The organism is Melghirimyces profundicolus, assembly GCF_003054245.1.
Taxonomy (GTDB): domain Bacteria; phylum Bacillota; class Bacilli; order Thermoactinomycetales; family DSM-45169; genus Melghirimyces; species Melghirimyces profundicolus.
Genome location: NZ_QBKR01000014.1, coordinates 14,073 through 38,505, shown reverse-complemented (window position 1 = coordinate 38,505; position 24,433 = coordinate 14,073). Strand labels below are relative to the sequence as shown.

Below are 24,433 nucleotides of genomic sequence, written 5' to 3'. Positions count from 1 at the left end.
TCAGGGTTTTAAAATCTTCAATATTTATAATTGTGTGGAGCCCGTTCTGTTGTGTTATAATTGAGACAATCTCTTCTTTTGTGAATCGGGAAAACGTTTTCCTATAATGAAAGCGCTTATATGAGAGGGGATGAAGATGAAAGGTCAACCGGTGGTTTGGACGGCGGTTGTAACGGCATTGGTGTTGACGGTAACCGGTACGGTTTCCCCTGCGGCGGCTGCGTCCGGGGAAAAGGGGGGATTGGAGCGTTCCACCAGCGAAAAACTGGAAGACAAGCGCTACATTGCCGCCGGTGACCGGGCTTACGTGGTCGGTGCGGCGGACGGCGGTTTTCCCCCGATGGGGTGGCATATCCGCGGAGAGATGGGAGGAGTCTGGGCCCATCCGATCAAATTGTTGGACGGGTATTGGTTTTCCCTGAACGGCCATTGGCTTCCCAAAGCGGATAAGTTCACGACCGGGACGGGTTACACCCGGATGGAGTACCCGGAGGTTGAGGGGCTGAAGGTGGAGCGGATGGCCTTCGCCCCCACGGACCAACCGGTGGTGCTGACGGGACTGACCATCGAGAACACGGGAGAAAAAAATCGCTCGGTCCGGTTCGGGATGGATCTGCGAAGCGAACTGATGGCCTCTTACCCCTGGGGGTGGAGCGAGCCGAAGGATGCCGGGGAGTTCAATGGCAAGGACGAAGCTTCCTTGGATGCGGACAGCGGGATTGTCACCTTCAGGGAACCGGGCAAGGACTGGGTGGCCAAGGCCGGGTTCAACCTTCCGCCTTCTTCCGGGAAAACCGGGGATGATTACTGGGGTCCGGCCTCCGATGAAGAACAGGAAGGCCACAACGAATTCGGCAATGGAACCGGTGCCCGGCTGGGATGGGAACTGGAACTTCCGGCGGACGGATCGAAAACAGTGTGGTTTGCGGTGGCGGGTTCCCATACGTCCGAAAAGGAAGCGGACCAGGCGCTTCGCCGGTCCCTTAAGGACCCTGAGTCCCTTCTGAAGAAGAAGGTGGCGGAATACCGTCGGCTGCTGGAGCGGACTGAGGTTCAATTGCCGGACCGGAAGCTGAAGGAGGCTTTTGACTGGGGGAAGCTCAACATGGCTGATCTTAAGATTACGGCCCGGGATGTCCAGGTAAGGGACGTGAAGGAGGGGAAAGTTTATCCCGACCGACCGACGGCAACCTTCCCGGAACTGACCGGAATCGGAGCCGGGTTCCCTGATTATCCATGGCTTTTCGGAACGGATGGGGCTTACACGGCTTATCCCCTGATCGCTTCCGGCCAGTGGGATACTGCCATGGAGCACCTGCGATCGATCCGGGATGTTTCCAGGGCGATCAACGGGGACACCGGCAAGGTGATCCACGAGATGACGATGGACGGCTCCGTCTATTTCGGAACCAACGAACAAGCGGGGAACACCAACGAAACCGCCCAGTTCGCCACCGCCGTCGATCTGGTGTGGCGCTGGACCGGTGAGGATGCTTTCATGGATGACATGTACGACTTCGTAAAAGACGGTCTCCGCACGGTCACCTCGGACCTGGACTCGGACGGGGACAGTTGGCCGGAAGGGTTGGGTATGGTGGAGCGTCCGGGGATGGGCTCAGAAAAGCTGGACGTGACCGCCTATACCTGGCAGGCTTTAAAGGCCCTGGAGCGGATGGCCGAGAGCAAGGGAGACGGTGAAACCGCCCGCTGGGCCAGGGAGAAAGCCGGTTTTATGGCCGGCCGGTTTGTCTCGGGTTGGTGGATGGAAGAGGAGTCTCTTTTCGCCGATTCCCTGTGTAACGAGGGAGACGGTGAAGGGGAAGAGGGAAGCAATGTCTGCATGGAGGAGAAGGAAAAACTCCAGCAACGTCATTGGATTAACGCCGTGCCCATGGAAACGGGAATGGCTCCCGATGAACGGGCGGAGCAAGCGCTCGAACGGCTGGAATCCGACACCTTCACCGGACCCACCGGATTGTTCCACACCGGTAAAGGCGGAGGGCCGGAAGGGGAAGGTGAGCTGAAGGTGTGGAGCCTGCCCAATTCCGTCATGGCCCACGCCGAGGCCAACTACGGAAGGTTGGGTGAGGACCAGGCACTGAAGTACATGGATCTGATCGCTTCCGAACTGGATATGGAGATGCCCGGCGCCTTGACGGAAATCGCCCCCAGCCCGGACTATGATCCCTTTGTCGACTTCCGGGAACGTGCCATGTTTATGCAGGCCTGGTCCTCTTACGGCACCCAGTGGCCGGTGATCCATCACTTCCTCGGGGTACGGCCGGACGCCCCCGCCCGGGAAGTGGCGGTGTTGCCGGACATCCCGGATTCGTGGCCCGGACTCTCAGTGAGAAAACTCCGTGTGGGAAAGGCGGAAATGGCCGTTTCCGCCGAAAAATCGAATGGCCGCTACCTCACCCGCGTGGAAGAAGCACCAGCCGGGTGGAAAATGACCTTGGGCCATGTCCTTCCCGCCGGAGCGGAGGTGAAAACGGTGAAGTTGAACGGACGGGAAGCGGATTATGTGGTAAATGAGACTTCTCGCGGAAGGGAAGTCACCGTGGATACCCGGACCGGCCGGGTACAAACCCTGGAGATCATCACAAAGTGAGCGGCTGAAAAAGTAAAACACAAAGGCGGAAAGGAGCGCTCCTTTCCGCCTTTCAATGGGGATCCAACCCTTATCATTTTTAATTTCCCGACGTTCGGGACTCGAAGTCCGTTCTCCGGGCGGGGCGGAGGAAGGGGAGGCGGAACCGGTGCCGTTGCTCGGCCGCCCCGGAGCCGAGGAAAACCCCGGCGGTGATCAGCAGGAAACCGATGATCTGGGATGGGTGGATTTGTTCCTTCAAAAAGAGGACGGAACCGACCACGGCGAAAAACGGGGTAAGGTTGGTGAAAATGGCCGATTGCCCCGGACCCAGCCGGTGGATGGCCGAGTTGTAAAGCATATGTCCCAGCCCTGTCGCGATGACCGAGGAGGCGAGAAAAACCCACCAAATCCATCCCGGTGCCCCGGTGAGATCCGCCACCCCCCGGGGATGGAGGAACAGGCTGACAATGAATATACCAACAGGGCCGAACAGGAACATCAAGGAGGTCACCTGTTTGGCGTCCAGGGTGTCGGTGGCCTTTTTGATGTAAATGAAACTGGCCGCCTGGGTGGCCATGGCACCGAAAACCCAGAGATCTCCGGCCAGGTGGCCGTTCAGCTCCCCGCTGCCCCTGAGAACCACGAAAGCGACACCGACGATGCCCATGAAGATCCCGGCCGCTCTCTGCCCGGTGATTCGGTCCTTCAGAAAGAGAGCCGACAACAGGGTGGTGGAGAGCGGCAGCAACGCCAGAATCAGGGCGGCGTTGGTGGCGGTGGTCCGCTCCAGCCCGAGAGCCAGACAGGAGTGATGGCCCACCACTCCGAGGAGAATGGCTCCCCATAAGTAACGCCATTCTCCGGAGGCAGGCCTTCGCCACTGCTTTCGCCATCGCAGGAACAAAAGGAGGACCACCCCCGCCAGCATGATCCGCAGGGACTGCATCGTCAGCGGAGCCAAGTGTTGCACCAAGACCTTGAGGGCCACCGTGTTCAGGCCCCAGATCAGCATGTTGAGAGTCATCACAAGGTAAACCGCACGCAGGCCCATCACAGCGCCCTCCTTTTACCGGTTATTCATTTCGCTGAACGAAACAAATCGCTTACGGATGATTTTATCCTTTTTCCGTTCCCGGGGCAATGGGTGGACATGGGAACGGTACCCTCGCACCGCTCCATCCGTTACAATGGAGGGGAGTCGGATCCAGGAGGGGTGAGGCATGGATTTGAACGGATGGTTTGAAAAAGGATGGACCGGCAGGGAATACATCGATTCGATGAAGGTGAACCGTGAAGAGCTGCTGAGCGTCTATGAGCGGTATTCGTTGCCGGAAGAAGACCGCCGGTATTACGAGAGCTTGAGGGAGCGAAATCTTCGGGCGGTGGTTTTGACGGCGGACTGGTGCGGGGATGCGATGCTGTGTGTCCCGATCCTGATGCGGATCGCTGAGGCGGCCGCCATCGATATGCGCTATCTGAACCGGGACGATCATCCGGAACTGATGGACCGGTATCTCACCAACGGAAAGTCCCGCTCCATTCCCATCTTCATCTTTATTGCTCCCGACGGGAAGGAAGTGGCGGTCTGGGGCCCCCGTTCCCCGGAAGTGCAACGGTTGGTGGACGAGATGCGGGCCGCCTTGCCGTCCAAAGAGGATCCTGATTTTGAAGAGAAACAAAGGGAAATGTACCGCGGCTTCAAAACCCGGTTGTTGGAGGAACGCCAGCTGTGGGAAACGGTGAACCGCAGTGTGAAGAAACGGTTCCGCGAGCAACGAATCTCGTAAGGGAAGAGGAGGAGAAACCAATGGAAGAGCGCCAAACCCGTGTCGGATTTGTCGGACTGGGCATCATGGGGCGGTCCATGGCCCGCAATCTCCATCAAGCCGGCTTTTCCGTCACCGTCTGGAACCGGACTGCGGCCCGAATGGAGGCGGCGAAGGAATGGGGAGCAAAGACGGCGGCAACTCCTGCTGAGGTGGCCGCCCGGAGCGATATCATCATCACGATGGTCGGAGACACCCCCGACGTGCGGGAAGTGGTGGAAGGTCCGGAGGGGATCCTGGAAGGAGCCCGGGAAGGCTCCCTGCTGATCGACATGAGCACCATCTCTCCGGATGCCACCCGGGAGTTGGCCGCCCTTGCGGAGGAAAAAGGGGTGCGGATGCTGGACGCACCGGTCAGCGGCGGCGATGTGGGAGCCCGGGAAGGGACGCTCTCCATCATGGTCGGCGGGGAAGAAGAATCGTTTCAACAGGCGATGCCGCTCTTTGAGGCGATGGGGAAAAACATCGTTCTTTGCGGGCCGATCGGAGCCGGGCAGACGGTGAAAGCCTGCAATCAGATCATGTGCGGCCTCAACCTCTTGGGCATGGTGGAAGCCCTCTCCTTCGCCAAAAAGGCGGGCGTCGATCCAGAAACGATGATCCGGGTCACCACCCAGGGAGCCGCCGGTTCCTGGGCGCTCTCCAACCTGGCCCCCCGGGTGATCAAAGGAGATCTTGACCCCGGCTTTTCCGTCCGTTTTCAGCAGAAAGACCTGCGGATCGTGCTGGAAGAGGCCGAGAGGCTGGCTCTCCCCCTTCTGGGAACAGCCCAGGTCCATCAACTGCTTCGTTCCGTTCAGGCCCACGGTGGGGAGGAGGACGGGACCCACGCCCTCATCACCGTGCTGGAACGCCTGGGCAACACGGAAATCGTGCCGAGGGGAGAAGAATGATAACTCCCGCCTCATGAAGAAGCTGACAAGGCAGCGTCCGGCTTGGGCAGGACGCTGCCTTGTCTGTCAACGGAAATCCCGGCGATTTTTGCTCTGTGAGCGCATAGCGCGACCGGGAATGAAACGACCCTGGAAGCGTTGTGATTGAATGTTCGTTTCGAGAAAAGGGGAAGCGTTTACCCAAACCAGCGACTTTGCTGTCCTGCCCAGCGGAGAATCAGCCTGCAAGGGCGTTCAGGGGCAAAAGCTTCTCTGTGTGGCATCCGAAGGCGTTTTGCCCCTGCCCGCAGCAGGATGATTCGGAGCGGACAGTGCCTGCATCTCTGCAGGACAGCAACCGGAGCGGCTTCGGGTAAATGCCGCCGCTCCCTTTTTCACCGTACTTCCGGATGGGGGATTGGGTGGAAACATCTAGCAAAAAACCGGGCGATCTGATATAATCAGAAGAGTCTATACGAGGAAGAACCCCCCCCTCGTTGATAAGCACCGAAGGAGAAACTTTCGTCCCGCTCTCCGAAAGGACCGAGGTTCCTGAGAAGGGGGGTGGGGCGGTTGGGTTTCAGGGATTGGGTCGCCCTTTTGGTGGTCCTCATCGCTGTTGCCCGTCTCCTCTTCGACGTGTACCGGGATCGCCGGGATCGTCGTGAGAGGCGGCGAAGACGCTGACACTTTCTCTACACCGGCAGCCTGACGAAAAAGGCTCATTGAAGTTGCCGCTTCAATGAGCCTCCGGTCCCTGGAGAGTGGGACGTCTCGCCAAGATAGTTTCTCCTTCGGTTCTTATTATATTACCCAGATCATGTAAAATCAATGCATCCGCGTAACGGGTCTGAAAAAAGGCCCCTTTTTTGCTGCCCAAAAGATCCGGATGTCTGTCTCTTACAAATTGAGGTCTTGGTCCTCCCAAACCCGGGGACTTTGTTTTTTCATCATCCCCCGATGTATCTCGCCACCAGGGAACGGGCCATGGACGGGTCGCTGGTGCCCTGAACCAGAACCCTGCCGTCCGGGAAGAGGACGAGACGGTGTTGTTCGTCCACCTGGGCCCGGAGCAGAAACCGGTTCCTTTCCACACGTCCGAGGGGGGAGAGGGCCTTTTCCAGCCGGTTGAGATCCAGGGACTGGCGGCGGGCCGGGGAGATTTGAACCGTGTCCCGCCCGCAGAGGGAAACGGCGGCTTCCCCGGCATTGACCTCTTCCAGAAAGTCGAAACGCGCTTCGCCACAGGTGGGACAGTCTCTCCGTTTCCGGTTTTCCACGCGGAAAGCCGTGTCCCGGTTGTCCCACAGTTCGAAGTGACGCAGGCGGGGCTCGAGGGATTCCACATCCCCCACCAGCAGCTTGAGGGCTTCCGTGGCCTGGTGGGCGGCCACCACCTGCACCACGGGCCCAATCACGCCGGCAGTGTCACAGGTTTCCGCCGTACCCGGTCCGGGAGCTTCGGGAAAGAGACAGCGGAGACAGGGGGTGAGCTTGGGGCGGATGGTGAAGGTCATGCCCCGTGAGCTGACGGCCCCTCCGTAGATCCAGGGGATGCCGTGTTTGACGCTGACGTCGTTAATGAGATAACGGACGGCAAAGTTGTCCGTTCCGTCCAGGATCAGATCGACTCCCGTCAGAAGCTCTTCCGCCCGGTCGGCGGCAAGGTCGGTGACGTGGACTTGAAATTGCGTTCGGGAGTTGATGGCGGCCAGCTTATTTTGCGCGGCGACGGCTTTGGGCAGCCCTTGTTCCGCATCGGCTTCGTCGAACAACATCTGCCGCTGCAGGTTGCTCGGTTCGACGAAATCCCGGTCGATCAGACGGATGTAACCGACGCCTGCCCGGACCATGTGGTGGGAGAGTGCAGTACCGAGGGCTCCAAGTCCGACCACGGCGACCCGGGCCCGTGACAGTCGTTTTTGTCCTGTTTCACCGATGGGTTTGAAGAGAATCTGTCGCGAATACCGGGTCCGATCGGTTTCCATGATCTTGCCTCCTCCTTCAGGATGGGGTGACGCCGAAGGACAAACGCTTATGACCGGGATGAGGGACCCGGCTCAGTGGACTGTGATAGAATAGAAGAAAAAGTGCCGGCCTCCCGGAAGGGACAGGCCCTTTCACGCCGGCATCAGGAGCCGGGGTCCGACGGTTTTTGCCGGGGGTCCCACGGTCCGGTTTGGGGACCTTTCCATTCCGAACCGTCCTCCCAGACTTCCTTTTTCCATACGGGGACCATTTTTTTGAGCCGTTCGATCGCATAACGGCCCGCCTCGAAGGCTTCGGCCCGGTGGGGCGTGGCGACGGCGATCAGGACACTGATTTCCCCGATTTCCAGATTTCCCGTTCGGTGGGCCATCGCCACGCGGGCATCCGGCCAACGTTGCCGGATCTCCCCGCCGATCTCCTCCATCTTTTTCACCGCCATCGGGGCATAAGCTTCATATGTCAACGAGACCGTCCGCTGTCCCCGGGTGAACTCGCGGACAGTTCCGGCGAAGGTCAGAACCGCCCCGGCATAAGGGTGGGTCACTTCCTGGATCAGGCGGTCGGCGGAAAGAGGTTCCTCGGTGACAAAACAGACGGGAGTTCCGGTTTTTTCTTCTCCTCCGCTGACAGGAGGGATCAGGGCGATCTCGTCACCCGGACGGATGTTCTCTTCCGGTCCGGCGTATTCCTGATTGAGAGCGACGAAGGATTGCCGGATGAGGTCCCCGGCGTCGGGGTATGTGTCTTCAAGACGCTGAATCAGATCCCGGACGACGGCGCCTTCCGGAAGTTCCAAGCCGACGGACCGTTCTCCGACGGCCTCGGCCACTCCGGCGAACAATTGGATGCGGATTTGCATATCGGGACGGCGCGAGCGCCTCTCCTCCTTTCGATGGTGGCGGTTCAAAGGGGTATGCATTCGGATGTGTCCATTATACCGTAAAGGGATCCTGTGAAAGAAGTGGGGAGCGGGAGATCGAACACGGCGGATGTGGGTTGGTTTGTGCCAGGACGAAGAGGAGATGAAAGCCATGGAGAACCGGAAAGAGCTCACCTATCTGATCTTTGATTTGATCGTGAAACAGCTGGAGGAAACACCGGAACAGGATCGCATCATCAGCCGTTTGGAAGTGGCAGATTCTGCTTTGGAACTCACATTAAAAACAGGCGAGGAATACCGGATCGACGTCAAGCGGTTGAACTCCCCTTCGGACGAAAAGGAGCGGATGCCATTGTTGGACCACCAGCGGGAAGAAGAAAGTGGAAAGCGGATCCCTGCGGAGCATTGGGATGAACTGGCTCAAAGCTGTGAAACCGTCATTCAATTCCTCGAATACGACAAACGGAAAATGGAGGAACTTTCCGAGCTGGTTCCCGACTTTCCCTGGAAAAAACGGTCGAGAATGATTGACGATGTGCTGGAACAACTGCGGGCAGCCCTCTCCCGGATCGATCCGGATTGGGAATGAGGGCCGGACAGGGTGTCCGGATGGTTCCGTTATGTTCCCAAAGAAAAGTCCATGGGGGGGAGATCACAATGGAAACCAGTCTGAGACGGTCCCACGCCGGTTTGATGACCCGTGTTTTTTCTTGGATGTTCGCCGGCCTGTCCCTGACCGGCATCATTTCGTTCCTGCTGATGGAAGATGGGCGGGCCGTCCGTTACTTCCAGCAAAATACCGGGGTGCTGTTCGGGCTTTTCATCGCCGAGCTTGTTTTGGTCTTTATCTTGGCAGGCCGCATTTACCGGATGTCGGTGGGGGCCGCCACGTTTTTCTTTTTCCTGTATGCGACCCTGAACGGGGTGACGTTGACGCCGCTGTTTTCCCTGTACAGGCCGGAATCCCTGGCTTATGTTTTCTTCATCACGGCGGGGATGTTCGGGACTTTTGCGCTGTACGGGGCGATGACGAAGCGGGATTTGTCCCGTATCGGCAATCTTCTGATCCTGACATTGATCGGGTTGATCCTGGCCAGTGTCGTCAACTGGTTCATTCAAAGTTCCGCCCTGTACTGGGGCATCACCTATCTCCTGGTTTTGGTTTTCTGCGGCCTGACCGCTTACGATATCCAGAAGATCAAAAAGATCCGGGACGACCACATGGACGGAGACACCCACACCAAAGCCGCTATTCTCGGGGCATTGGCTCTCTACCTGGACTTTATCAACCTGTTCATTCTGCTGCTTCGGATACTGGGAAACAGGGACTGATCCGCAAAAACCAGACCACCCGGCGACGGGTGGTCTGGTTGGTTACCGTGTGTAGGAGACGGTGTCTTCGCTTTTCAATGGTTGGACGTTTCCGGTTTTGGTCTCTTTTCCCGATTTGGTATCCAGTGTGCGCTGGATCCGTTCGCGGAGTTGCCGGGTCTCCTGAAGCATTCTCCAGCCATCGTAAATTTTATTGATGTTTTTTTCCACCCGGGAGGTTTTCGTTTCGTTGATCACCTGTTCCAGCAGTTGTTCCATCAGGTAAACGATTTTTTCCTCCCGCGTCTGCAGGCCGGCGACGATCATCTCCCGGTCATTCTGGTTGAAATCCATCCTGGCGCCTCCTTTTTAAAATTTCTTGTCAAGCTTTTTCTGGTTGGTTCCATCGCCCCGGTTTGAATCGACGTCTGAAAAATCCTTCAACAGAAGGAATGGGATTTGGTTCTTGGAATGTTTCATCTCTCCGGGAAGGGAGTGGGTTATTTCATCGCTTTCTCCGCGGTTTCCCGCAGGATTCGGGCAAAGGCCTTCCGTTCATCGGGAGTTCCCACACTGACGCGAAGGCAACGGTTCAGGGGAGGCACTCCCGGCACGCGAACAAAGACTCCCCGTTGCCACAGAGCGTCCCGCAGGAAGGCGGCGCGTTCTGCGCTCCCCACGTCGATGGCCACAAAATTGGTCGCCGACGGATAGGCGGAAAAACCCAGCTCCTCCGCCAGTTTGGCGTATTCCCGGCGTCCTTCGGCCACGCTCTGGACGACTTTCCGGACGAAACCGGGATCTTTCAGGGAAGCGAGGGCCCCGGCCTGGGCCATTCGGTTAATGCCGAAGTGGTTGCGGATTTTTTCAAAGGCGGCTGCGGTGTCGCGGTGGGCCAGGGCGTATCCGATGCGAGCCCCGGCCATGCCGTGGGCCTTGGAAAAGGTACGCGTGCGGATGATTCCGGGATCTTCCGGATCGATGGGCGGCCCGGTTTCAGCCGGGGCAAATTCGATGTAGGCTTCATCCAAGACCAGGAGGCAACGGTCGGGGATCCGCGAACGGAACGCCTGCAGTTCCTCTGCGGTGAACCAAGTGCCCGTCGGATTGTCCGGGTTGGCGAGATATACGATCTTCGAGCCCGTTTTCTCTGCGGTGGAAGCCAACCTCTCCAGATCGTTTTTGCCGTTTCGGTAAGGGACCTTGTGAAGGATCCCGCCATACCCTTCCACGTGATAATTGAAAGTGGGGTATCCGCCGAGGGACGTGGTGACGGCGTCACCGGGATTCAGGTAGGCGCGTGCAATCAAGCCCAGAAGTTCATCGATGCCGCTGCCGAAGATCAAGTGTTCCGGTTTCACGTCGTGCAACCGGGCCAGTTCGGTCCGGAGCTCGCAGCAGTGGGCATCTCCGTACAAATGGCTTTCGGATGCCGCGTTTTGCATGGCCTCCCACGCCCGGGGAGACATGCCGAAGGTGCTTTCATTGGCCCCGAGTCGGAGGTTGATGGTCACACCCGTCCGCCGCTCCGTTTCCTCCGGCGGGACAAAGGGGACCGAGGCCGGCAGGCCCGCCACGATATCGGCAAAAGGAGGTTTACCGGCCATGGGCGGTCCCGCCTCGTTGGAATCGTTTTTCAGGATGGGTACCGGATTTCTTTCGTGCCACACCGAAAGCAAAACGCTGGATGTGTTTCACAGTTTCACCTCTGCCATGTTGTTTTTATATCTACGTTAACAAAAAACAGGATAAATTCCCATCCTCCGATTTGTGGGGGAGAAGATGAAAGAGGAAGATGAGTGAAACAGAATGAGGGGATTCGGGGGATTCTCTCCGGGGACGGGTTGGGCAACGTTCCCGGGAGAACTCGAGAAGTATTGTGAAAAAGTGAGCGGCGGCATTTCCCCGAAGCCGCTCCGGCTGCACTCACAGAGCACAAGTCTCGCCTGGGTCGCTTGCGCTCCCTGGTCTCGCTATGCACTCACAGAGCACAAGTCTCGCCTGGGTCGCTTGCGCTCCCTGGTCTCGCTATGCACTCACAGAGCACAAGTCTCGCCTGGGTCGCTTGCGCTCCCTGGTCTCGCTATGCACTCACAGAGCACAAGTCTCGCCTGGGTCGCTTGCGCTCCCTGGTCTCGCTATGCTGTCCTGCAGGGATGGTTGCACTGTCCGCTTGCGGGCAGGGGCAAACGCCTTCGGATGCAACACAGAGAAGCTTTTGCCCCTGAACGCCCTTGCCGGCTGATTCTCCGCTGGGCAGGACAGCAAAGTCGCTATTTCGGGTAAACGCTTCCCTTCTTCTGAGCCTGACAAATCATTCACAACGCTTCGCGTGTTTATATTTGTAAAAGGCATTTGTGGAGGTTTTTTTTTCAAGAAGAATGACGGCGGAATGAGGATGCCCGGCGCCTCCCCTCCATCCGTCTCGACAGGGGTCGAACCGGGTGCTATCCTAGATGTAACGCCACGGAACAGACCGAGACATAAATAAAGGTGGGGGAAGTTTTGCGGAATACCCGTTCGGGTAATGTGCCCATAGAGGAAGCGATCCGGCGTCTTCTCGGTGCGGTGGAGTTTCATCCGGAGACGGAGACGATTCCCGTGGCCGAGGCGCGGGGACGTGTGACCGCGGAACCCGTCCTTGCACGTTCGTCGACTCCCCCTTTTTCGGCGGCGGCGATGGATGGGATCGCCCTGCGCTCGGAAACGGTGGTGACTGCCACCCCCTCCCGACCGGTCCGGTTGAAGGAAGGCCGGGATTTCACGTTCATCAATACCGGAGAACCGATGCCCGGCTTCGCCGACAGCGTGGTCATGATCGAGAAGGTGACGGTACCGGAGGAAGGATGGGTGGAAGTGCGGGAAGCGGTTCCTCCCTTTAAGCATGTCCGGCAGCCGGGGGAAGATGTGGCCGAAGGTGAAGTCGTGTTACCGGCGAGACACCGGATCCGTCCCGTGGATCTGGGGGCGTTGCTGGCGGCGGGGGTGGAAGAGCTTCCCGTTCTGCGTCGGCCCCGGGTGGCCATCATCCCCACGGGTTCGGAAATGGTTTCTCCGGGAATTCCTCTTAAACGGGGCCAGCTCCGGGAATTTAATGGAACGGCCTTTGCCGGCTTTCTTGAAGAATGGGGGGCGGATCCGGAACGACGGAACGTCGTCCCGGATCGAAAGGAAGCGATTTACCGGGCCGTTCTGGACGCGGCGGCCGCCTGTGACATGGTGGTGGTCAACGCGGGCTCTTCAGCGGGGAGCCGGGATTACACTCCCGAAGTCCTCGATGAACTGGGGACGGTGCTCCTCCACGGGGTGGCCGCCCGCCCCGGTCATCCCGTTGTGCTGGCTGTCGTCAAGGGAGTTCCCGTGCTGGGCCTTCCCGGCTATCCCGTGTCGGCGTATCTTTCCCTGAATTGGTTTGCCCGACCCCTGATCCGGCATTGGTTCGGAGAGGGGGAAGAACGCCCCCGACAGGTGGAGGCCCGTCTGACCCGGGAGGTCCGGACCAAAACGGGAAGCGAAGATTTCATCCGCATGCGGGTGTCCTGTGTCAACGGTGAATATGTGGCCGCTCCGTTGCCCCGGGGTGCCGGTGTAACCTTGTCGATGGTACGGGCGGACGCCTGGTTGCGGGTGCCGGCCGACTCACACGGATACCGCTCCGGGGATCGTGTCCGGCTGGAAATCGCCCGTCCCCTGGAGAGCATCCGGCGGACCCTCTCCCTGACCGGTTGCGACGATCCACTTTTGGACCGGCTGGGGGCGATCGTTCCCCTGTTTTGGAAAGGGGGGTCCGTCTCCCGGGAATTTACCGGGGACCGGGCCGGTCTTTCCATGCTGTACCGGGGGGACTGCCATGCCGTGGCGGTCCACGGAGAAGGATGGCAGGAGGAGTGGCAACGGGAAGGAATCCGATTGGCGCGGGTTCGCCTGGCCCATCGGGAGATGGGTTGGGTGACCGTTTCCCACATGGACGGAACGGAACCTTGGGGTCCGGATACCCGCTTCATCCGGCGACCGCCGGAATCGGAGACGGAACGGAAGTTGGAAGCCCGGTTGAAGGGTTCCCTCCGGTTTTCCCCGGGGGAGCGGGTGGAGCCTTCCCATTGGAAAGCGGCGGCCTCCATCTCCGAAGGGACGGCCGACCTCACGGTGGGCCCCCGTTCCGCCGCCCGTGCGTTTGGCTTGGGCTTTATGCCGTTATGGACAGAGCCGTTGGATCTCATTTTGCCGGTCCGTTTTTTGGAAAGCGGCGGTGGCCGCGCATTGTTGGAAGCCCTCCGTTCCGGGGAATTTCGAGGGGAAGCGGAACGCTTGGGCGGATATGACACCTCGGAGAGCGGCGAGGTGACGGTCCTTTAACCATACGAAAGCAGGTGAGCGTGATGGAACGATCAGACCGTTTCTGGAAGGACCGGTTGGGGCGACCGATCCGGGACCTCCGGATCTCGGTGACAGACCGCTGCAATTTCCGTTGCCGGTATTGCATGCCGGCCGAAGTGTTCGGGCCGGATTACGCCTTCCTTCCACGGAAAGAACTGCTCACCTTTGAGGAAATTCAACGGTTGGTGAAGCTCTTTGCGGCCGGAGGGGTGGAGAAGATCCGGATCACCGGGGGCGAGCCCCTTCTGAGGAAGAATCTGTTCCGTCTGGTGGAAATGGTGAAAGCAGTCCCCGGCATCCGTGACGTTGCTCTCACGACCAATGCCTCCCTGTTGAAGGATCAGGCCCGGAAGCTGAAAGAGGCCGGGCTGGATCGGGTGAACGTCAGCCTGGATGCGTTGGACGACCGGATCTTTTCCCGGATGAACGGGGAGCGTTCCAATGTTCGCCGGGTTTTGGAGGGGATCGATGCGGCGGCGGCCGCCGGTCTTCCGGTCAAAATCAACATGGTGGTGCAAAAAGGGGTCAACGAAGGGGAAATCCTGCCCATGGCGAGGTACTTCCGGAAAAAAAGCCACATCCTCCGTTTCATCGAGTATATGGATGTGGGTAACAGCAACGGATGGGACCTGAAGCAAGTGGTATCCAAGCGTGAAATTCTGGAAACCATTCACCGGGAGATGCCCTTGGAGCCGGTGAAACCCAATTATTACGGAGAAGTCGCCAACCGGTACCGCTACCGGGGAAGCGATCAGGAGATCGGGGTGATTTCTTCGGTGACCGACTCTTTTTGTTCCACCTGCACCCGGGCTCGCCTGTCGGCTGACGGTCGGCTGTACACCTGCCTTTTTGCCTCGGAGGGGGCGGACCTGCGGAGCCCTCTCCGGGAGGGCATGGACGATCGGCAGTTGACGGAGCGGATCCGGGACATCTGGGCCGGGAGGGCGGACCGTTATTCCGACGAACGGCTTACCTCCACCCGGTTGCCCCGCAAAGACAAAGTGGAAATGTCGTTTATCGGCGGTTAAAAGGAGGAGATCATGGACTCATTCACCCATATGAACGAACAGGGCCGTGCCCGGATGGTGGACGTGTCGGACAAGAAGACGACCCGCCGCACCGCCGTCGCCTGTGCCCGGATCCGAATGAAGCCGGAGACGCTGGAGAAAATCCGGGAGGGAAATGTCCGCAAGGGAGATGTCTTGGCCGTAGCTCAGGTGGCCGGGATCATGGCGGCGAAAAAGACTTCCGATCTGATCCCCATGTGCCATCCCATCCCGCTCAAAAGCGCCGATATCCGGTTCCGGGAGGAGGGGAAAGACACCCTGGTGGTGGAAGCGGAAGCCAAAACCGACAATGTGACCGGAGTGGAGATGGAAGCCCTCACAGCCGCCAGCATGGCAGCCCTCACCGTTTATGACATGGTAAAATCCCTGGACCGGGGGATGGTGATCGGTGAAACCTTTCTGCTCTCCAAAACCGGTGGGAAAAGTGGAACCTACCGTCGGGAGGAGGGAACGTCATGTGGCGGGTCGGAATTCTGACCGTCAGCGACAAGGGATCGCGGGGGGAGCGGGAAGACAAGAGCGGAGAAGAGATCCGGCGGCTGGTTCTCAGGATGGACGGAGAAGCGGTCTGTCGTGAAATCGTTCCGGACGAACGGGAAGAGATCGAGAATGCCCTGGTCCGGATGGCCGACAACAAAGGGATGGACCTGATTCTTACCACGGGAGGCACCGGCCTCGCCCCGCGGGATGTGACGCCGGAGGCCACCCGGAGCGTCATTCACCGGGAAGTTCCGGGAATCGCGGAAGGGATGCGTCTCTATTCCCTGAAAAAAACCAAATTTGCGATGTTGTCACGGGCGGTGGCGGGGACCCGGGGGAACACCCTGATCCTCAACCTTCCGGGAAGCCCGAAAGCCGTGCGGGAGTGCCTGGAAGCCGTGATGGAGGTCCTTCCCCATGCTTTGGAAACGTTGCAGGGACGCTTCGGAGAGCATGAAAGTCAATCCAATCTATGAGGAGGCGGCGATGAGCGAAGCACGGAACCTGATGGTGGTCGGACAGGTCAAAAATCCCTTGTCGTTAAGTGAGAGCGAATTGGAAAAGATGGATGACGGAACCGTCCGCCCGGGAGATCGCGTCCCCGGTCTCGAAGGGAGCGGGGTGGAGCTGAGCAAGATCCTGGAACGGGCCGGTCTCCTTCCCGGTGTGACTCATGTCATTTTTCACGCTTCCGACGAATTCCGGGCGGACATCCCTTTGGGCGAGTTGGAGAAAGCCTTTTTCCTGTACAGGCAAGAAGGGCGTTCACCGGAAAAGACGCATGCCATCCGGCTTTATGTGCCGGACGGCAGCAGCAACTGCCTCAACGTGAAATCCGTCGTCCGGGTGGATGCGGTGGTCCGTGTTGGGGATGAAGCCGACAGAAAAGCCGAATTCGGCTTTAAACAGGTGATTTCCCCGGATCGGCTTCGGAGGTGATGTCGTCTGATGCTTTCGAAGCGTTGTGAAAAAGTGAGCGGCAGCATTTACCCAAAGCCGCTCCGGCTGTACTCACAGAGCACAAGTCTCGCCTGGGGTCGCTTCACTTCCGGTCTCGCTATGCACTCACAGAGCACAAGTCTTGTCAACGCTTCATACTTTTAGTGCAACCGCGGGAGGTCCCGCGGTTATTTTTCGAAATAAAAAGATCGCCGAAAACCGTTGACGAACACCCCGGGAGTGTGCTACTTTATTATAGCGCCTTTGGGGGGCGCGCCTATAAGGGGCGCCGGAGGTTGCGACGTAAAAGAGCTCAAAAAACCTCTTGCAATCAGAGTGACGATTGGTTATAATAATAGACGTCGCTTTAAAATGTTCCTCCGTAGCTCAATGGTAGAGCGCCCGGCTGTTAACCGGTAGGTTGCAGGTTCGAGTCCTGCCGGAGGAGCCACATTGCGGAGAGATACTCAAGTGGCCGAAGAGGACGGTTTGCTAAACCGTTAGGGGGCTGCATGGCCCCGCGCGGGTTCGAATCCCGCTCTCTCCGCCATTGAACGATATGGACAAGGCCCGTTGGTGAAGCGGTTAACACACCAGCCTTTCACGCTGGCATGCAGGGGTTCGAATCCCCTACGGGTCACCATTTAAACGGACGGTTAGCTCAGCGGGAGAGCACCTGCTTCACACGCAGGGGGTCGGCGGTTCGATCCCGTCACCGTCCACCACATACCCGGGTGCATTCCTGGGGTTGAGCGCGGAGCTGTGGTGAAGTTGGAGTTCACGCCGGCCTGTCACGCCGGAGGTCGCGGGTTCGAGTCCCGTCAGCTCCGCCATTTTATTTGCGGCGGCCATGGCGAAGTGGTTAACGCACCGGATTGTGGCTCCGGCATTCGTGGGTTCGATTCCCACTGGTCGCCCCACTTTATTTCCCCTTACCGCTGGGGCGTAGCCAAGTGGTAAGGCAACGGACTTTGACTCCGTGATGCGTAGGTTCGATCCCTACCGCCCCAGCCATTTGATTATGACCCATTAGCTCAGTTGGCAGAGCACCTGACTTTTAATCAGGGTGTCCCAGGTTCGAGTCCTGGATGGGTCACCAATTGACCCGGAGCGGGTGCGGAACGGCCGTGCCCGCTCCCATTTTCCACATCATTCTCCGCTCTCCCGGAATCATGCGTAAAAGCGGTTCCGATGGGGATTTAAAATGTTCCAGGTTTGACGGGGTCGCAGAATTTGATAAAAATCCTTGACACTGAACAGTCCACATGATACTATAATTCCCGTCGATTGCGAACCTCGACGGATGGGATGCAGCGAAAGCAAACGCACACTTCGCGGGTGTGGCGGAATTGGCAGACGCACTAGACTTAGGATCTAGCGCCTCTGGCGTGGGGGTTCGAGTCCCTCCACCCGCACCAACGCCGATTATAAAACGTGCGGTCGTGGTGGAATCGGCAGACACGCTATCTTGAGGGGGTAGTGGCCGCAAGGCCGTGCGAGTTCGAGTCTCGCCGACCGCACCATTTCTATTCATTCCAATAAGGGTTAAACCCACCTTGTTGGCGCCGGGGTGTGGCTCAGCTTGGTAGAGCGCCTCGTTCGGGACGAGGAGGCCGCAGGTTCAAATCCTGTCACCCCGACCACTTATCCTAAACGACATCATGTTTGATATGCGGGTGTAGTTCAGTGGTAGAACATCGGCCTTCCAAGCCGAATGCGAGGGTTCGATTCCCTTCACCCGCTCCACATTCACCGGACCGTGGCCCTTGTGGCTGCGGTCTTTGCATATCTCGAGGAAAATCCCGATCCCGGGAGTTGAACCATGCGATGAGTGAATTCTCTCTGATCCGTTCCCTTTTGAAAAACCGGGGTTCCGCTCCGCCGGAGGTGGAAGTGGACGCAGGGGACGACGCCGCGGTTCTGAAGCCGGCAAGAGACCGGTCCACGGTGTTTACCTGTGATACGATGGTGGAAACGGTCCATTTCCGGACCGGGACCATGGAGCCGGACGATATCGGATGGAAGTGCATGGCCGCCAATATCAGCGATGTCGCCGCCATGGGCGGGACCCCCTCCTGCGCACTGGTTTCCCTGGCCGTGCCGGAAACCTGGCGAGGAGAGGAATTGAAAGGCCTGTATGCCGGCATGAGGGAGATCTGCCGACGGTTCGGGGTCCGTATCGTGGGAGGCGACACCGTCCGTTCCCCGGAACATCTGGTGGTGACCGTTGCCCTGATCGGAGAGGTGGAACCGGACCGATCGCTGCTCCGTTCCCATGGCCGTCCGGGCGACGTGGTGTTCGTCACCGGGGAATTGGGAGCGTCAAAGGCGGGGTTGCATCTCTTGATGAGCGATCCACATCCGGAGCTTCTCCGGCGCTATCCGGGGCTGGTGGAAGCTCACCGGCGGCCCGTGCCGGGTGTGGAGGCCGGGCGCTGGCTTCTCGGGACCGGGCAGAGAATCGCCTGTGATGATGTGAGTGACGGATTGGCTCAGGAGGCTTGGGAAATTGCCGAGGCGAGCCGGGTGCGTCTGGTTCTGGAGGGAGAACGGATTCCCATCTCATCGGAAACCAGGCGGTATGCCGAAGAAGTGGGAGAAGATCCCCTGGAATGGGCGTTTTCCGGCGGTGAGGATTTTTGTCTGGTGGGAACCGTGTCCCGGGAGCACTGGCCCGGACTGATGCGGGAAGCCGAGGATTCGGGTCTTCGTCTTTTTCCCATTGGTTGGGTCGAAGAGGGCTCTCCAGGGGTAGACTGGATAGTGGACGGAAACCGGAAGGAACGGACCCGCAGAGGGTATGATCATTTTACAGACGGGTGATCCTGATGAGCCGCAACACTTGCACATTTGAGACCCACAACCCGGAGGAAACCCGAAATCTGGCCCGCCATTTGGCCCCGCGCCTTCGCCGGGGGGACGTGATTGCCCTTGAAGGTGATCTCGGCGCCGGAAAAACAACCTTCACACAGGGTTTGGCCGCCGGGCTGGGGATCGAGGAGCCGGTCGACAGTCCCACCTTCACCTTGATCAAGGAATATGAAGGCGGAAGGCTGCCTCTCTATCATATGGATGTTTACCGGTTGAATCATCCGACGGAGGAACTGGGTTGGGATGAGTATTTTTACGGAGACGGTGTTACCCTCGTCGAATGGGCAGACCGGATCGAACCGATGCTTCCCGGGGAGTTGATCCGGATCGAAGTGTCCCGCCATCAAGAGAGCGACGTTCGGAAAATCAGGATTGAACCGCCTGCCGGGGAGACAGAACGGATTTGCGGAGGGCTGGGGAGGCTGGATAACCATGAAACTGCTGGCGATTGACACGTCCACCTTGGTACTCGGAGTGGCTGTTCTGGAAAACCGCCGCGTGCTGGGGGAAGTGACAACCAATTTACATAAAAACCATTCCGTTCGGCTGATGCCCACCGTGAACGGCCTGATGAAGGAACTGGAGCTGTCCCCGGATGATTTGGACGCCGTGGCCGTGGCGGCGGGACCGGGGTCTTACACCGGGATCCGCATCGGATTTACCACCGCCAAGACACTCGCGTGGAGCCGGGGGATTCCTTTGGTGCCTGTCTCCAGCCTTTCAGCATTGGCGATGAACGGGAGTCGGTATCCAGGGAAGGTGGTCCCTCTGTTCGACGCGAGAAGGAACCGGGTTTATACCGGTCTGTTCAAGGGAGAGGGCGGCCGGGTATCCGCTGTGAAAAAAGAACGGGTCATGGACATCGGCGCCTGGCTGGAAGAGGTGTCCGAAGAAGGGCCTCTTCTCTTTTTGGGCGAGGATGTTTCCCGCTACCGGGAGACGATCAGCGGGGCACTGGGAGAGCGGGCCGAGTTCGGCACCCTTCGGGAAAATGTCGTCAGTGCCGCTCACCTCGGAACGTTGGCTTTTTCCTGTCTGGAGAGGGGAGACCGGGGAAGAACGGATGCCGTGCCCAACTACCTGCAACTGACCGAAGCGGAGGCCAAATGGCTTTCCCGAAACGGAGGGAGTGCCGGTGGTGTGTCTGAAGCCTGAGTTCCGGCCGATGACCCTGGTGGACATCCCCGCCGTCCTCCGAGTGGAGCGGGCCTCTTTCACCAATCCCTGGACCCGTCAGGCCTTCTACAACGAGCTGGCATATAACCAGTTTGCACACTACACAGTGGCGGAGAAGGAGGGGCATGTGATCGGTTATGCCGGGATGTGGCTGATTCTGGATGAAGCCCACATTACCAACATTGCAATACATCCGGATTTTCGAGGGTCCGGAGCCGGGGAAGCCTTGATGGAGTATCTGATGGAGTGGGCACGCAGCTCCGGAGCCAAGAGCATGACCCTGGAAGTACGGGTCTCCAATCGGGCGGCCCAAAACCTGTACCGGAAAAAAGGGTTTGAATCGATGGGGATCCGTCCCCGGTATTATACCGATAATCAGGAAGACGCCCTCATCATGTGGACAAAGTTAGGTGGAGGATCCGATGAACAAGAAGGGCAGTACCCTCGTACTGGGAATTGAAACGAGTTGCGATGAGACGTCGGCGGCAGTGGTGGAAAACGGGGAGATTCTCCGATCCAACGTGATTTCCTCCCAGATGGAAGTCCATCGAAAATTCGGGGGAGTGGTTCCGGAAGTCGCTTCCCGCCGCCATGTGGAACGGATCACCGACGTGATCCAGCAGGCGCTGGATCAAGCGGGCGTCAAACAGTCCGAGCTTTCGGCACTGGCCGTTACCCAAGGACCCGGTTTGGTGGGGGCCCTTCTGATCGGGGTTGCCGCGGCCAAAGCCATGGCGTTTGCCGCCGGACTTCCCTTGGTCGGGGTTCACCATATCGCCGGTCATATTTATGCCAGCCATCTCGTGAAACCCCTTCGATTTCCCTTGGTTGCACTGGTGGTCTCCGGAGGTCATACGGAGCTGATTTACATGCCCGGGCACAACCGGTTTGAACGTTTGGGCAAGACCCGGGATGATGCCGCCGGGGAAGCTTTTGACAAAGTGGCTCGCGTTCTCGAACTCCCTTATCCGGGTGGGCCGGAAATCGACCGGCTGGCCAGGGAAGGGAGACCCTCCATCGATTTGCCCAGAGCCTGGCTGGAGCCGGATTCCCTCGACTTCAGCTTCAGTGGACTGAAATCGGCGGTGATCAACCACCTCCACAACGCCAAACAGCGCGGGACAACGGTTCAACGAGCCGATCTGGCGGCCAGCTTCCAGGAGTCGGTGGTGGAAGTTTTGACAGAAAAGTCCATCCGTGCCGTCAAAAGCAAAGGGGTGGATCACCTGGTGCTGGCCGGCGGGGTTTCGGCCAACTCCGCATTGCGGAGCGCCCTTTCGGAACGTTGTCGGAAAGAGGGGATTCGATTGTCCGTTCCACCCATCGAACTCTGTACGGACAACGCGGCCATGATTGCAGCGGCTGGAACCTTCCGTTATCTGGACAGAGAGTTCGCCGGTCTGGATATGAACGCGGAACCGAATCTAAAGTTGGTTTAAAAAAGAATACACTGAGGTTTCTCTGCCGGTCCGTCAGGACCGGTTTTTTCATTATCCACAGCCGGTCCAATCCGACCCGCTCATCCGATATCGTTGTGGACAAAAGAGCCCTACGACCTGTGGATAATGTGGATAAGTCCTGTGGATAATCTTTGTTGAAGGTTTTTTTCTGTGTATAACTCTGTGGAATCCCTGTGGAAAAACGAATGGAAATACTTCTTTCAGCCTAGGGGAAGGATACAGAAAGAATCAGAGGGAAACGGGGAATGTAGGTGAAATTGAGAAAAATATTTCCGGCCCTTCTTCTGGGATTGCTGATATGGATGATGATTTCCGGAATCCGGTTCGTGACCGTTTCCGCACCGTCTCCACCGACGAAGGTTGGAATCCGCCAGGTTTGGTGGGTGAATATCCCGGGATTGACCCTGAAGGATCTTCGTCATTCGGGCCTTCCCCATGTCGAGAAACTGATGAAACTGGCTTCGGTGGGAGCCATGAACATGAAAACCGGCGGGAGGGAGACGCTTTCCAACAGCTATGCCACTCTGGCCACGGGAACCCGGGCCGTTGCTCCCGCAGCAGAAGTTTTTTACCATCCGGAGGAACCGGTGATGGAAGACGGGCCGTTCTCCACACCGGCAGGCACGCTTTACGCCCGTCGCATGGGGGAAACGGCATCGGCCGGTTCCATCGTTTACCCCGGAATCATGAAGTTTGTGACCGAGAATGAAAAAACGACGTTCACCGTTCGGCCGGGGGGATTTGCCGAAGCCCTGAAAACGGCGGGGTATTCCACTCTGGTGCTGGGGAACCTGGACGAAGGAGCCAAACCCGTCCGTTACGCCCCGCTGATCACCATGGACGGGAAAGGAATCACTGAAGAGGGACGGGTCGGTCGGGAGACACTGCTCCAGGACCCGGCCCGGCCCTTCGGTGTCAAAACCCGATACTTCCTCCTTCGAAACACCTTGTTATCCTGGGAAAAGCCAGGGGTGGCCGTGGTGGAGCTGGGGGATCTTCACCGGTTGGAACAGGCAGGGGACAAGATGTCCCCTCTTTACCGGCAACGGGTCCGGGCGCGGGTATTGGGGGAAATCGACCGTTTTCTGGGGGAGATGCTTCCCCGGGCGGGGAAAGACCGTCTGCTGGTGTTGACTGCCACCGGCGGCGGGGCTCCGGGGAAAGAGGGATTGTTCCCCGTGGTGATGTACCGGAAAGGAGAACCTCCCGGACTCCTGACATCCGCCACGACCCGCCGAACCGGGGTTGTGGGCAATATTGACCTGGCTGCCACCCTTCTGGAACAGTTGGGGGTGCAGGTCCCCCGGGAGATGTTGGGGAGACCGATGAATTCAGTGAGCGGAACAGGCGAAGGGTTCTGGCGAACCGTCGACCGGGTGGAATCGATCTACTCCCTTCGTCCATCGGTGTTGTATTCCTATATCCTGCTGCAGATCTTGGTGTTGCTGACGGGGCTCTCTCTCATTTTGAAAAACGGGAAGGGCAGGGGGTGGATGGAATCGATTCTGTTAGCGGTGATGCTGACGCCTTTTCTGTTTCTGGTCATATCCGGAATGACAGCCCATTCCTGGTGGCTCTTCTCCGGGGCGTTGGTGCTGGGCGGGCTCGGGTTGGCGTATATGCTTACCCGGGCTGACACCGTCCCCCTCTTTCTTTGGGCAGGGTTGTTGGGGTTTTTACCGGTGGTGGTGGACGGACTGATGGGGGGGCCGCTGATTCAGCAGTCTTTTCTGGGCTATGATCCGATCAAAGGCGCCCGTTATTACGGCATCGGCAACGAGTATATGGGAGTGGTCCTGGGGTCTTCGATCCTGGCTTCCGCTGCATGGTTGGAGCGCCGGCCCACCCTTTCCCGGCGTCAAAAGCTGGCTGTCGGTTTGTTTTTTTTCGCCTTGCTGGTTTTTTTCGCCGCCCCCTTCTGGGGAACCAACGCCGGTGGCGCCATGGCCTCCGCCGTTGGCTTCGGAGTGGCGTATTTCCGGTTTTTCCAAACCCGGTGGAACCGGAAGCTGTTCTTTAAAGTGGCGGGAATGGCGGGGATCGGTCTGTTGACCCTGTTGGCTCTCAACAGCTGGGTCCCCGGACACACTCCCACCCATATCGGCCGGGCCTTCTCCCATCTGGAAGGAGGAAATTTTGAGGAAATCGCCCATATCCTCAATCGGAAATTGGAAATGAATCTGAAGCTGGTGAGGGCGTCTTCCTGGGGAAAGGTTTTCCTCCTCTCTCTTCTCACAATGGCCATCTTGTCTTTCCGTCCGGCGGGAGGGATGAAAATGTTGATGGAGCATTACCCACAACTCTTCAACGGATTTACGGCCATATTATCCGGTTCTCTGGCCGCCCTTGCCTTTAACGATTCAGGGATTGTTTCGGCCGCCACCGCCATTGTCTATGTGGTCATGCCGATCATGATCATCGGGATTCGGGAAAGATCGACATCCCGACACGGAAATTCAACGGATTCTCCGGCGGTCGACAAGTCTGAGGGATGAAAGTTCCGGTCCGGCCGGAGGCTGTTTATCTGCAATCCATTGGTGGAGGATCCGCGTTTCTCTGTGCTACAATCGGTGGCAAACAAATGAACCTCCG

21 protein-coding genes and 12 tRNA genes are annotated in these 24,433 nt (G+C 58.4%); 28 read left to right on the top strand and 5 right to left on the bottom strand.

The window, feature by feature from the left end:
* Window positions 1–136 precede the first annotated feature (136 nt).
* Window positions 137–2,611 carry a glucosidase family protein gene (locus C8P63_RS10825; RefSeq protein ID WP_108024042.1) on the top strand — a complete coding sequence of 825 codons (2,475 nt, stop codon included), beginning with the start codon at window positions 137–139 and terminating at the stop codon, window positions 2,609–2,611.
* Between the two features lie 79 nt (window positions 2,612–2,690).
* Here C8P63_RS10825 and C8P63_RS10820 read toward each other — a convergent pair whose 3' ends face one another.
* Window positions 2,691–3,644 (bottom strand): DMT family transporter, encoded by a 954-nt coding sequence (locus C8P63_RS10820; RefSeq protein WP_108024039.1) that lies wholly within the window; start codon window positions 3,642–3,644, stop codon window positions 2,691–2,693.
* A gap of 169 nt (window positions 3,645–3,813) precedes the next feature.
* On the opposite strand from C8P63_RS10820, the gene C8P63_RS10815 reads away from it, so the two are divergent.
* Window positions 3,814–4,380 (top strand): thioredoxin family protein, encoded by a 567-nt coding sequence (locus tag C8P63_RS10815; protein ID WP_108024036.1) that lies wholly within the window; start codon window positions 3,814–3,816, stop codon window positions 4,378–4,380.
* A 20-nt stretch (window positions 4,381–4,400) separates the two neighbouring features.
* The gene (locus C8P63_RS10810; protein ID WP_108024034.1) at window positions 4,401–5,312 is read left to right on the top strand and encodes an NAD(P)-dependent oxidoreductase; all 912 of its coding nucleotides are present in this window, start codon (window positions 4,401–4,403) and stop codon (window positions 5,310–5,312) included.
* A 929-nt stretch (window positions 5,313–6,241) separates the two neighbouring features.
* On the opposite strand, the gene C8P63_RS10805 is transcribed toward C8P63_RS10810, so the two are convergent.
* Together C8P63_RS10805 and C8P63_RS10800 are read right to left on the bottom strand one after the other, a co-directional pair.
* Window positions 6,242–7,279, bottom strand: coding sequence for a ThiF family adenylyltransferase (locus tag C8P63_RS10805; RefSeq protein WP_108024032.1), 1,038 nt, complete (start codon window positions 7,277–7,279; stop codon window positions 6,242–6,244).
* 143 nt (window positions 7,280–7,422) lie between these two features.
* Window positions 7,423–8,139 (bottom strand): molybdenum cofactor biosynthesis protein, encoded by a 717-nt coding sequence (locus C8P63_RS10800; protein WP_108024030.1) that lies wholly within the window; start codon window positions 8,137–8,139, stop codon window positions 7,423–7,425.
* Window positions 8,140–8,269: 130 nt separating this feature from the next.
* On the opposite strand from C8P63_RS10800, the gene C8P63_RS10795 reads away from it, so the two are divergent.
* Both C8P63_RS10795 and C8P63_RS10790 read left to right on the top strand, forming a co-directional pair.
* Window positions 8,270–8,749: a hypothetical protein gene (locus C8P63_RS10795; protein ID WP_108024028.1), complete on the top strand. Its 480-nt coding sequence runs from the start codon at window positions 8,270–8,272 to the stop codon at window positions 8,747–8,749.
* Window positions 8,750–8,817: 68 nt separating this feature from the next.
* Window positions 8,818–9,492, top strand: coding sequence for a Bax inhibitor-1/YccA family protein (locus C8P63_RS10790; protein WP_108024026.1), 675 nt, complete (start codon window positions 8,818–8,820; stop codon window positions 9,490–9,492).
* A 42-nt stretch (window positions 9,493–9,534) separates the two neighbouring features.
* Here the strand turns inward: C8P63_RS10790 and C8P63_RS10785 are convergent, their stop codons facing one another.
* Complete coding sequence (locus tag C8P63_RS10785; protein WP_108024024.1) at window positions 9,535–9,825, bottom strand: hypothetical protein; 291 nt, start codon at window positions 9,823–9,825, stop codon at window positions 9,535–9,537.
* A 146-nt stretch (window positions 9,826–9,971) separates the two neighbouring features.
* Entirely contained in the window at window positions 9,972–11,078 is a 1,107-nt protein-coding gene (locus tag C8P63_RS10780; protein WP_108024022.1) for an aminotransferase class I/II-fold pyridoxal phosphate-dependent enzyme, read from the bottom strand.
* An 898-nt stretch (window positions 11,079–11,976) separates the two neighbouring features.
* Between C8P63_RS10780 and C8P63_RS10775 the strand changes: the two genes are divergently transcribed.
* From C8P63_RS10775 to C8P63_RS10665, 23 genes are all read left to right on the top strand, one after another.
* A complete protein-coding gene (locus C8P63_RS10775; protein ID WP_146172163.1) occupies window positions 11,977–13,827 on the top strand; it encodes a molybdopterin-binding protein in 1,851 nt (616 codons plus the stop codon).
* A gap of 23 nt (window positions 13,828–13,850) precedes the next feature.
* The gene (gene moaA / locus C8P63_RS10770; RefSeq protein WP_108024017.1) at window positions 13,851–14,876 is read left to right on the top strand and encodes a GTP 3',8-cyclase MoaA; all 1,026 of its coding nucleotides are present in this window, start codon (window positions 13,851–13,853) and stop codon (window positions 14,874–14,876) included.
* 12 nt (window positions 14,877–14,888) lie between these two features.
* Window positions 14,889–15,392 carry a cyclic pyranopterin monophosphate synthase MoaC gene (gene moaC / locus C8P63_RS10765; protein WP_108024015.1) on the top strand — a complete coding sequence of 168 codons (504 nt, stop codon included), beginning with the start codon at window positions 14,889–14,891 and terminating at the stop codon, window positions 15,390–15,392.
* Entirely contained in the window at window positions 15,371–15,871 is a 501-nt protein-coding gene (gene mog, locus C8P63_RS10760; RefSeq protein WP_108024013.1) for a molybdopterin adenylyltransferase, read from the top strand. Before moaC ends, mog begins: the two co-directional genes overlap by 22 nt.
* A gap of 10 nt (window positions 15,872–15,881) precedes the next feature.
* Window positions 15,882–16,334 (top strand): molybdopterin-binding protein, encoded by a 453-nt coding sequence (locus tag C8P63_RS10755; RefSeq protein WP_108024011.1) that lies wholly within the window; start codon window positions 15,882–15,884, stop codon window positions 16,332–16,334.
* A 376-nt stretch (window positions 16,335–16,710) separates the two neighbouring features.
* Window positions 16,711–16,785: transfer RNA gene (locus tag C8P63_RS10750), tRNA-Asn, on the top strand.
* A gap of 6 nt (window positions 16,786–16,791) precedes the next feature.
* Window positions 16,792–16,884 (top strand) — tRNA-Ser (locus C8P63_RS10745).
* A gap of 17 nt (window positions 16,885–16,901) precedes the next feature.
* Window positions 16,902–16,977: transfer RNA gene (locus C8P63_RS10740), tRNA-Glu, on the top strand.
* Between the two features lie 7 nt (window positions 16,978–16,984).
* Window positions 16,985–17,059: transfer RNA gene (locus C8P63_RS10735), tRNA-Val, on the top strand.
* Between the two features lie 31 nt (window positions 17,060–17,090).
* Window positions 17,091–17,167, top strand: a tRNA-Asp gene (locus C8P63_RS10730).
* 11 nt (window positions 17,168–17,178) lie between these two features.
* A tRNA-His gene (locus tag C8P63_RS10725) sits at window positions 17,179–17,254 on the top strand.
* 19 nt (window positions 17,255–17,273) lie between these two features.
* Window positions 17,274–17,348 (top strand) — tRNA-Gln (locus C8P63_RS10720).
* 9 nt (window positions 17,349–17,357) lie between these two features.
* A tRNA-Lys gene (locus C8P63_RS10715) sits at window positions 17,358–17,433 on the top strand.
* 235 nt (window positions 17,434–17,668) lie between these two features.
* Window positions 17,669–17,752, top strand: a tRNA-Leu gene (locus C8P63_RS10710).
* An 18-nt stretch (window positions 17,753–17,770) separates the two neighbouring features.
* Window positions 17,771–17,857, top strand: a tRNA-Leu gene (locus C8P63_RS10705).
* Between the two features lie 43 nt (window positions 17,858–17,900).
* Window positions 17,901–17,977 (top strand) — tRNA-Pro (locus tag C8P63_RS10700).
* Window positions 17,978–18,006: 29 nt separating this feature from the next.
* Window positions 18,007–18,080: transfer RNA gene (locus C8P63_RS10695), tRNA-Gly, on the top strand.
* An 81-nt stretch (window positions 18,081–18,161) separates the two neighbouring features.
* Window positions 18,162–19,157, top strand: coding sequence for a thiamine-phosphate kinase (gene thiL / locus C8P63_RS10690; protein ID WP_108024009.1), 996 nt, complete (start codon window positions 18,162–18,164; stop codon window positions 19,155–19,157).
* A gap of 5 nt (window positions 19,158–19,162) precedes the next feature.
* A complete protein-coding gene (gene tsaE, locus C8P63_RS10685; RefSeq protein WP_108024172.1) occupies window positions 19,163–19,657 on the top strand; it encodes a tRNA (adenosine(37)-N6)-threonylcarbamoyltransferase complex ATPase subunit type 1 TsaE in 495 nt (164 codons plus the stop codon).
* On the top strand, window positions 19,638–20,360 hold the full coding sequence (gene tsaB / locus C8P63_RS10680) for a tRNA (adenosine(37)-N6)-threonylcarbamoyltransferase complex dimerization subunit type 1 TsaB (RefSeq protein ID WP_108024007.1): 723 nt from the start codon (window positions 19,638–19,640) through the stop codon (window positions 20,358–20,360). The genes tsaE and tsaB overlap by 20 nt, the downstream gene beginning before the upstream one ends.
* Before the next feature lie 10 nt (window positions 20,361–20,370).
* Window positions 20,371–20,841 (top strand): ribosomal protein S18-alanine N-acetyltransferase, encoded by a 471-nt coding sequence (gene rimI, locus C8P63_RS10675; RefSeq protein WP_425437292.1) that lies wholly within the window; start codon window positions 20,371–20,373, stop codon window positions 20,839–20,841.
* Window positions 20,804–21,820: a tRNA (adenosine(37)-N6)-threonylcarbamoyltransferase complex transferase subunit TsaD gene (gene tsaD / locus C8P63_RS10670; protein WP_108024006.1), complete on the top strand. Its 1,017-nt coding sequence runs from the start codon at window positions 20,804–20,806 to the stop codon at window positions 21,818–21,820. Before rimI ends, tsaD begins: the two co-directional genes overlap by 38 nt.
* A gap of 272 nt (window positions 21,821–22,092) precedes the next feature.
* The gene (locus C8P63_RS10665; protein WP_108024004.1) at window positions 22,093–24,336 is read left to right on the top strand and encodes a hypothetical protein; all 2,244 of its coding nucleotides are present in this window, start codon (window positions 22,093–22,095) and stop codon (window positions 24,334–24,336) included.
* Window positions 24,337–24,433 lie beyond the last annotated feature (97 nt).

Bases quoted from the DNA above. Each gene is read 5' to 3' on its own strand.
- tsaE (WP_108024172.1), top strand. From the start codon at position 19,163: ATGAGCCGCAACACTTGCACATTTGAGACCCACAACCCGGAGGAAACC.
- thiL (WP_108024009.1), top strand. From the start codon at position 18,162: ATGAGTGAATTCTCTCTGATCCGTTCCCTTTTGAAAAACCGGGGTTCC.
- tsaD (WP_108024006.1), top strand. From the start codon at position 20,804: ATGAACAAGAAGGGCAGTACCCTCGTACTGGGAATTGAAACGAGTTGC.
- C8P63_RS10810 (WP_108024034.1), top strand. From the start codon at position 4,401: ATGGAAGAGCGCCAAACCCGTGTCGGATTTGTCGGACTGGGCATCATG.
- C8P63_RS10815 (WP_108024036.1), top strand. From the start codon at position 3,814: ATGGATTTGAACGGATGGTTTGAAAAAGGATGGACCGGCAGGGAATAC.
- C8P63_RS10755 (WP_108024011.1), top strand. From the start codon at position 15,882: ATGAGCGAAGCACGGAACCTGATGGTGGTCGGACAGGTCAAAAATCCC.
- moaC (WP_108024015.1), top strand. From the start codon at position 14,889: ATGGACTCATTCACCCATATGAACGAACAGGGCCGTGCCCGGATGGTG.
- C8P63_RS10805 (WP_108024032.1), bottom strand. From the start codon at position 7,279: ATGGAAACCGATCGGACCCGGTATTCGCGACAGATTCTCTTCAAACCC.
- mog (WP_108024013.1), top strand. From the start codon at position 15,371: ATGTGGCGGGTCGGAATTCTGACCGTCAGCGACAAGGGATCGCGGGGG.
- C8P63_RS10780 (WP_108024022.1), bottom strand. From the start codon at position 11,078: ATGGCCGGTAAACCTCCTTTTGCCGATATCGTGGCGGGCCTGCCGGCC.
- C8P63_RS10820 (WP_108024039.1), bottom strand. From the start codon at position 3,644: ATGGGCCTGCGTGCGGTTTACCTTGTGATGACTCTCAACATGCTGATC.
- C8P63_RS10795 (WP_108024028.1), top strand. From the start codon at position 8,270: ATGTGGGTTGGTTTGTGCCAGGACGAAGAGGAGATGAAAGCCATGGAG.
- C8P63_RS10800 (WP_108024030.1), bottom strand. From the start codon at position 8,139: ATGCAAATCCGCATCCAATTGTTCGCCGGAGTGGCCGAGGCCGTCGGA.
- rimI (WP_425437292.1), top strand. From the start codon at position 20,371: ATGACCCTGGTGGACATCCCCGCCGTCCTCCGAGTGGAGCGGGCCTCT.
- C8P63_RS10790 (WP_108024026.1), top strand. From the start codon at position 8,818: ATGGAAACCAGTCTGAGACGGTCCCACGCCGGTTTGATGACCCGTGTT.
- C8P63_RS10785 (WP_108024024.1), bottom strand. From the start codon at position 9,825: ATGGATTTCAACCAGAATGACCGGGAGATGATCGTCGCCGGCCTGCAG.
- tsaB (WP_108024007.1), top strand. From the start codon at position 19,638: ATGAAACTGCTGGCGATTGACACGTCCACCTTGGTACTCGGAGTGGCT.
- C8P63_RS10825 (WP_108024042.1), top strand. From the start codon at position 137: ATGAAAGGTCAACCGGTGGTTTGGACGGCGGTTGTAACGGCATTGGTG.
- moaA (WP_108024017.1), top strand. From the start codon at position 13,851: ATGGAACGATCAGACCGTTTCTGGAAGGACCGGTTGGGGCGACCGATC.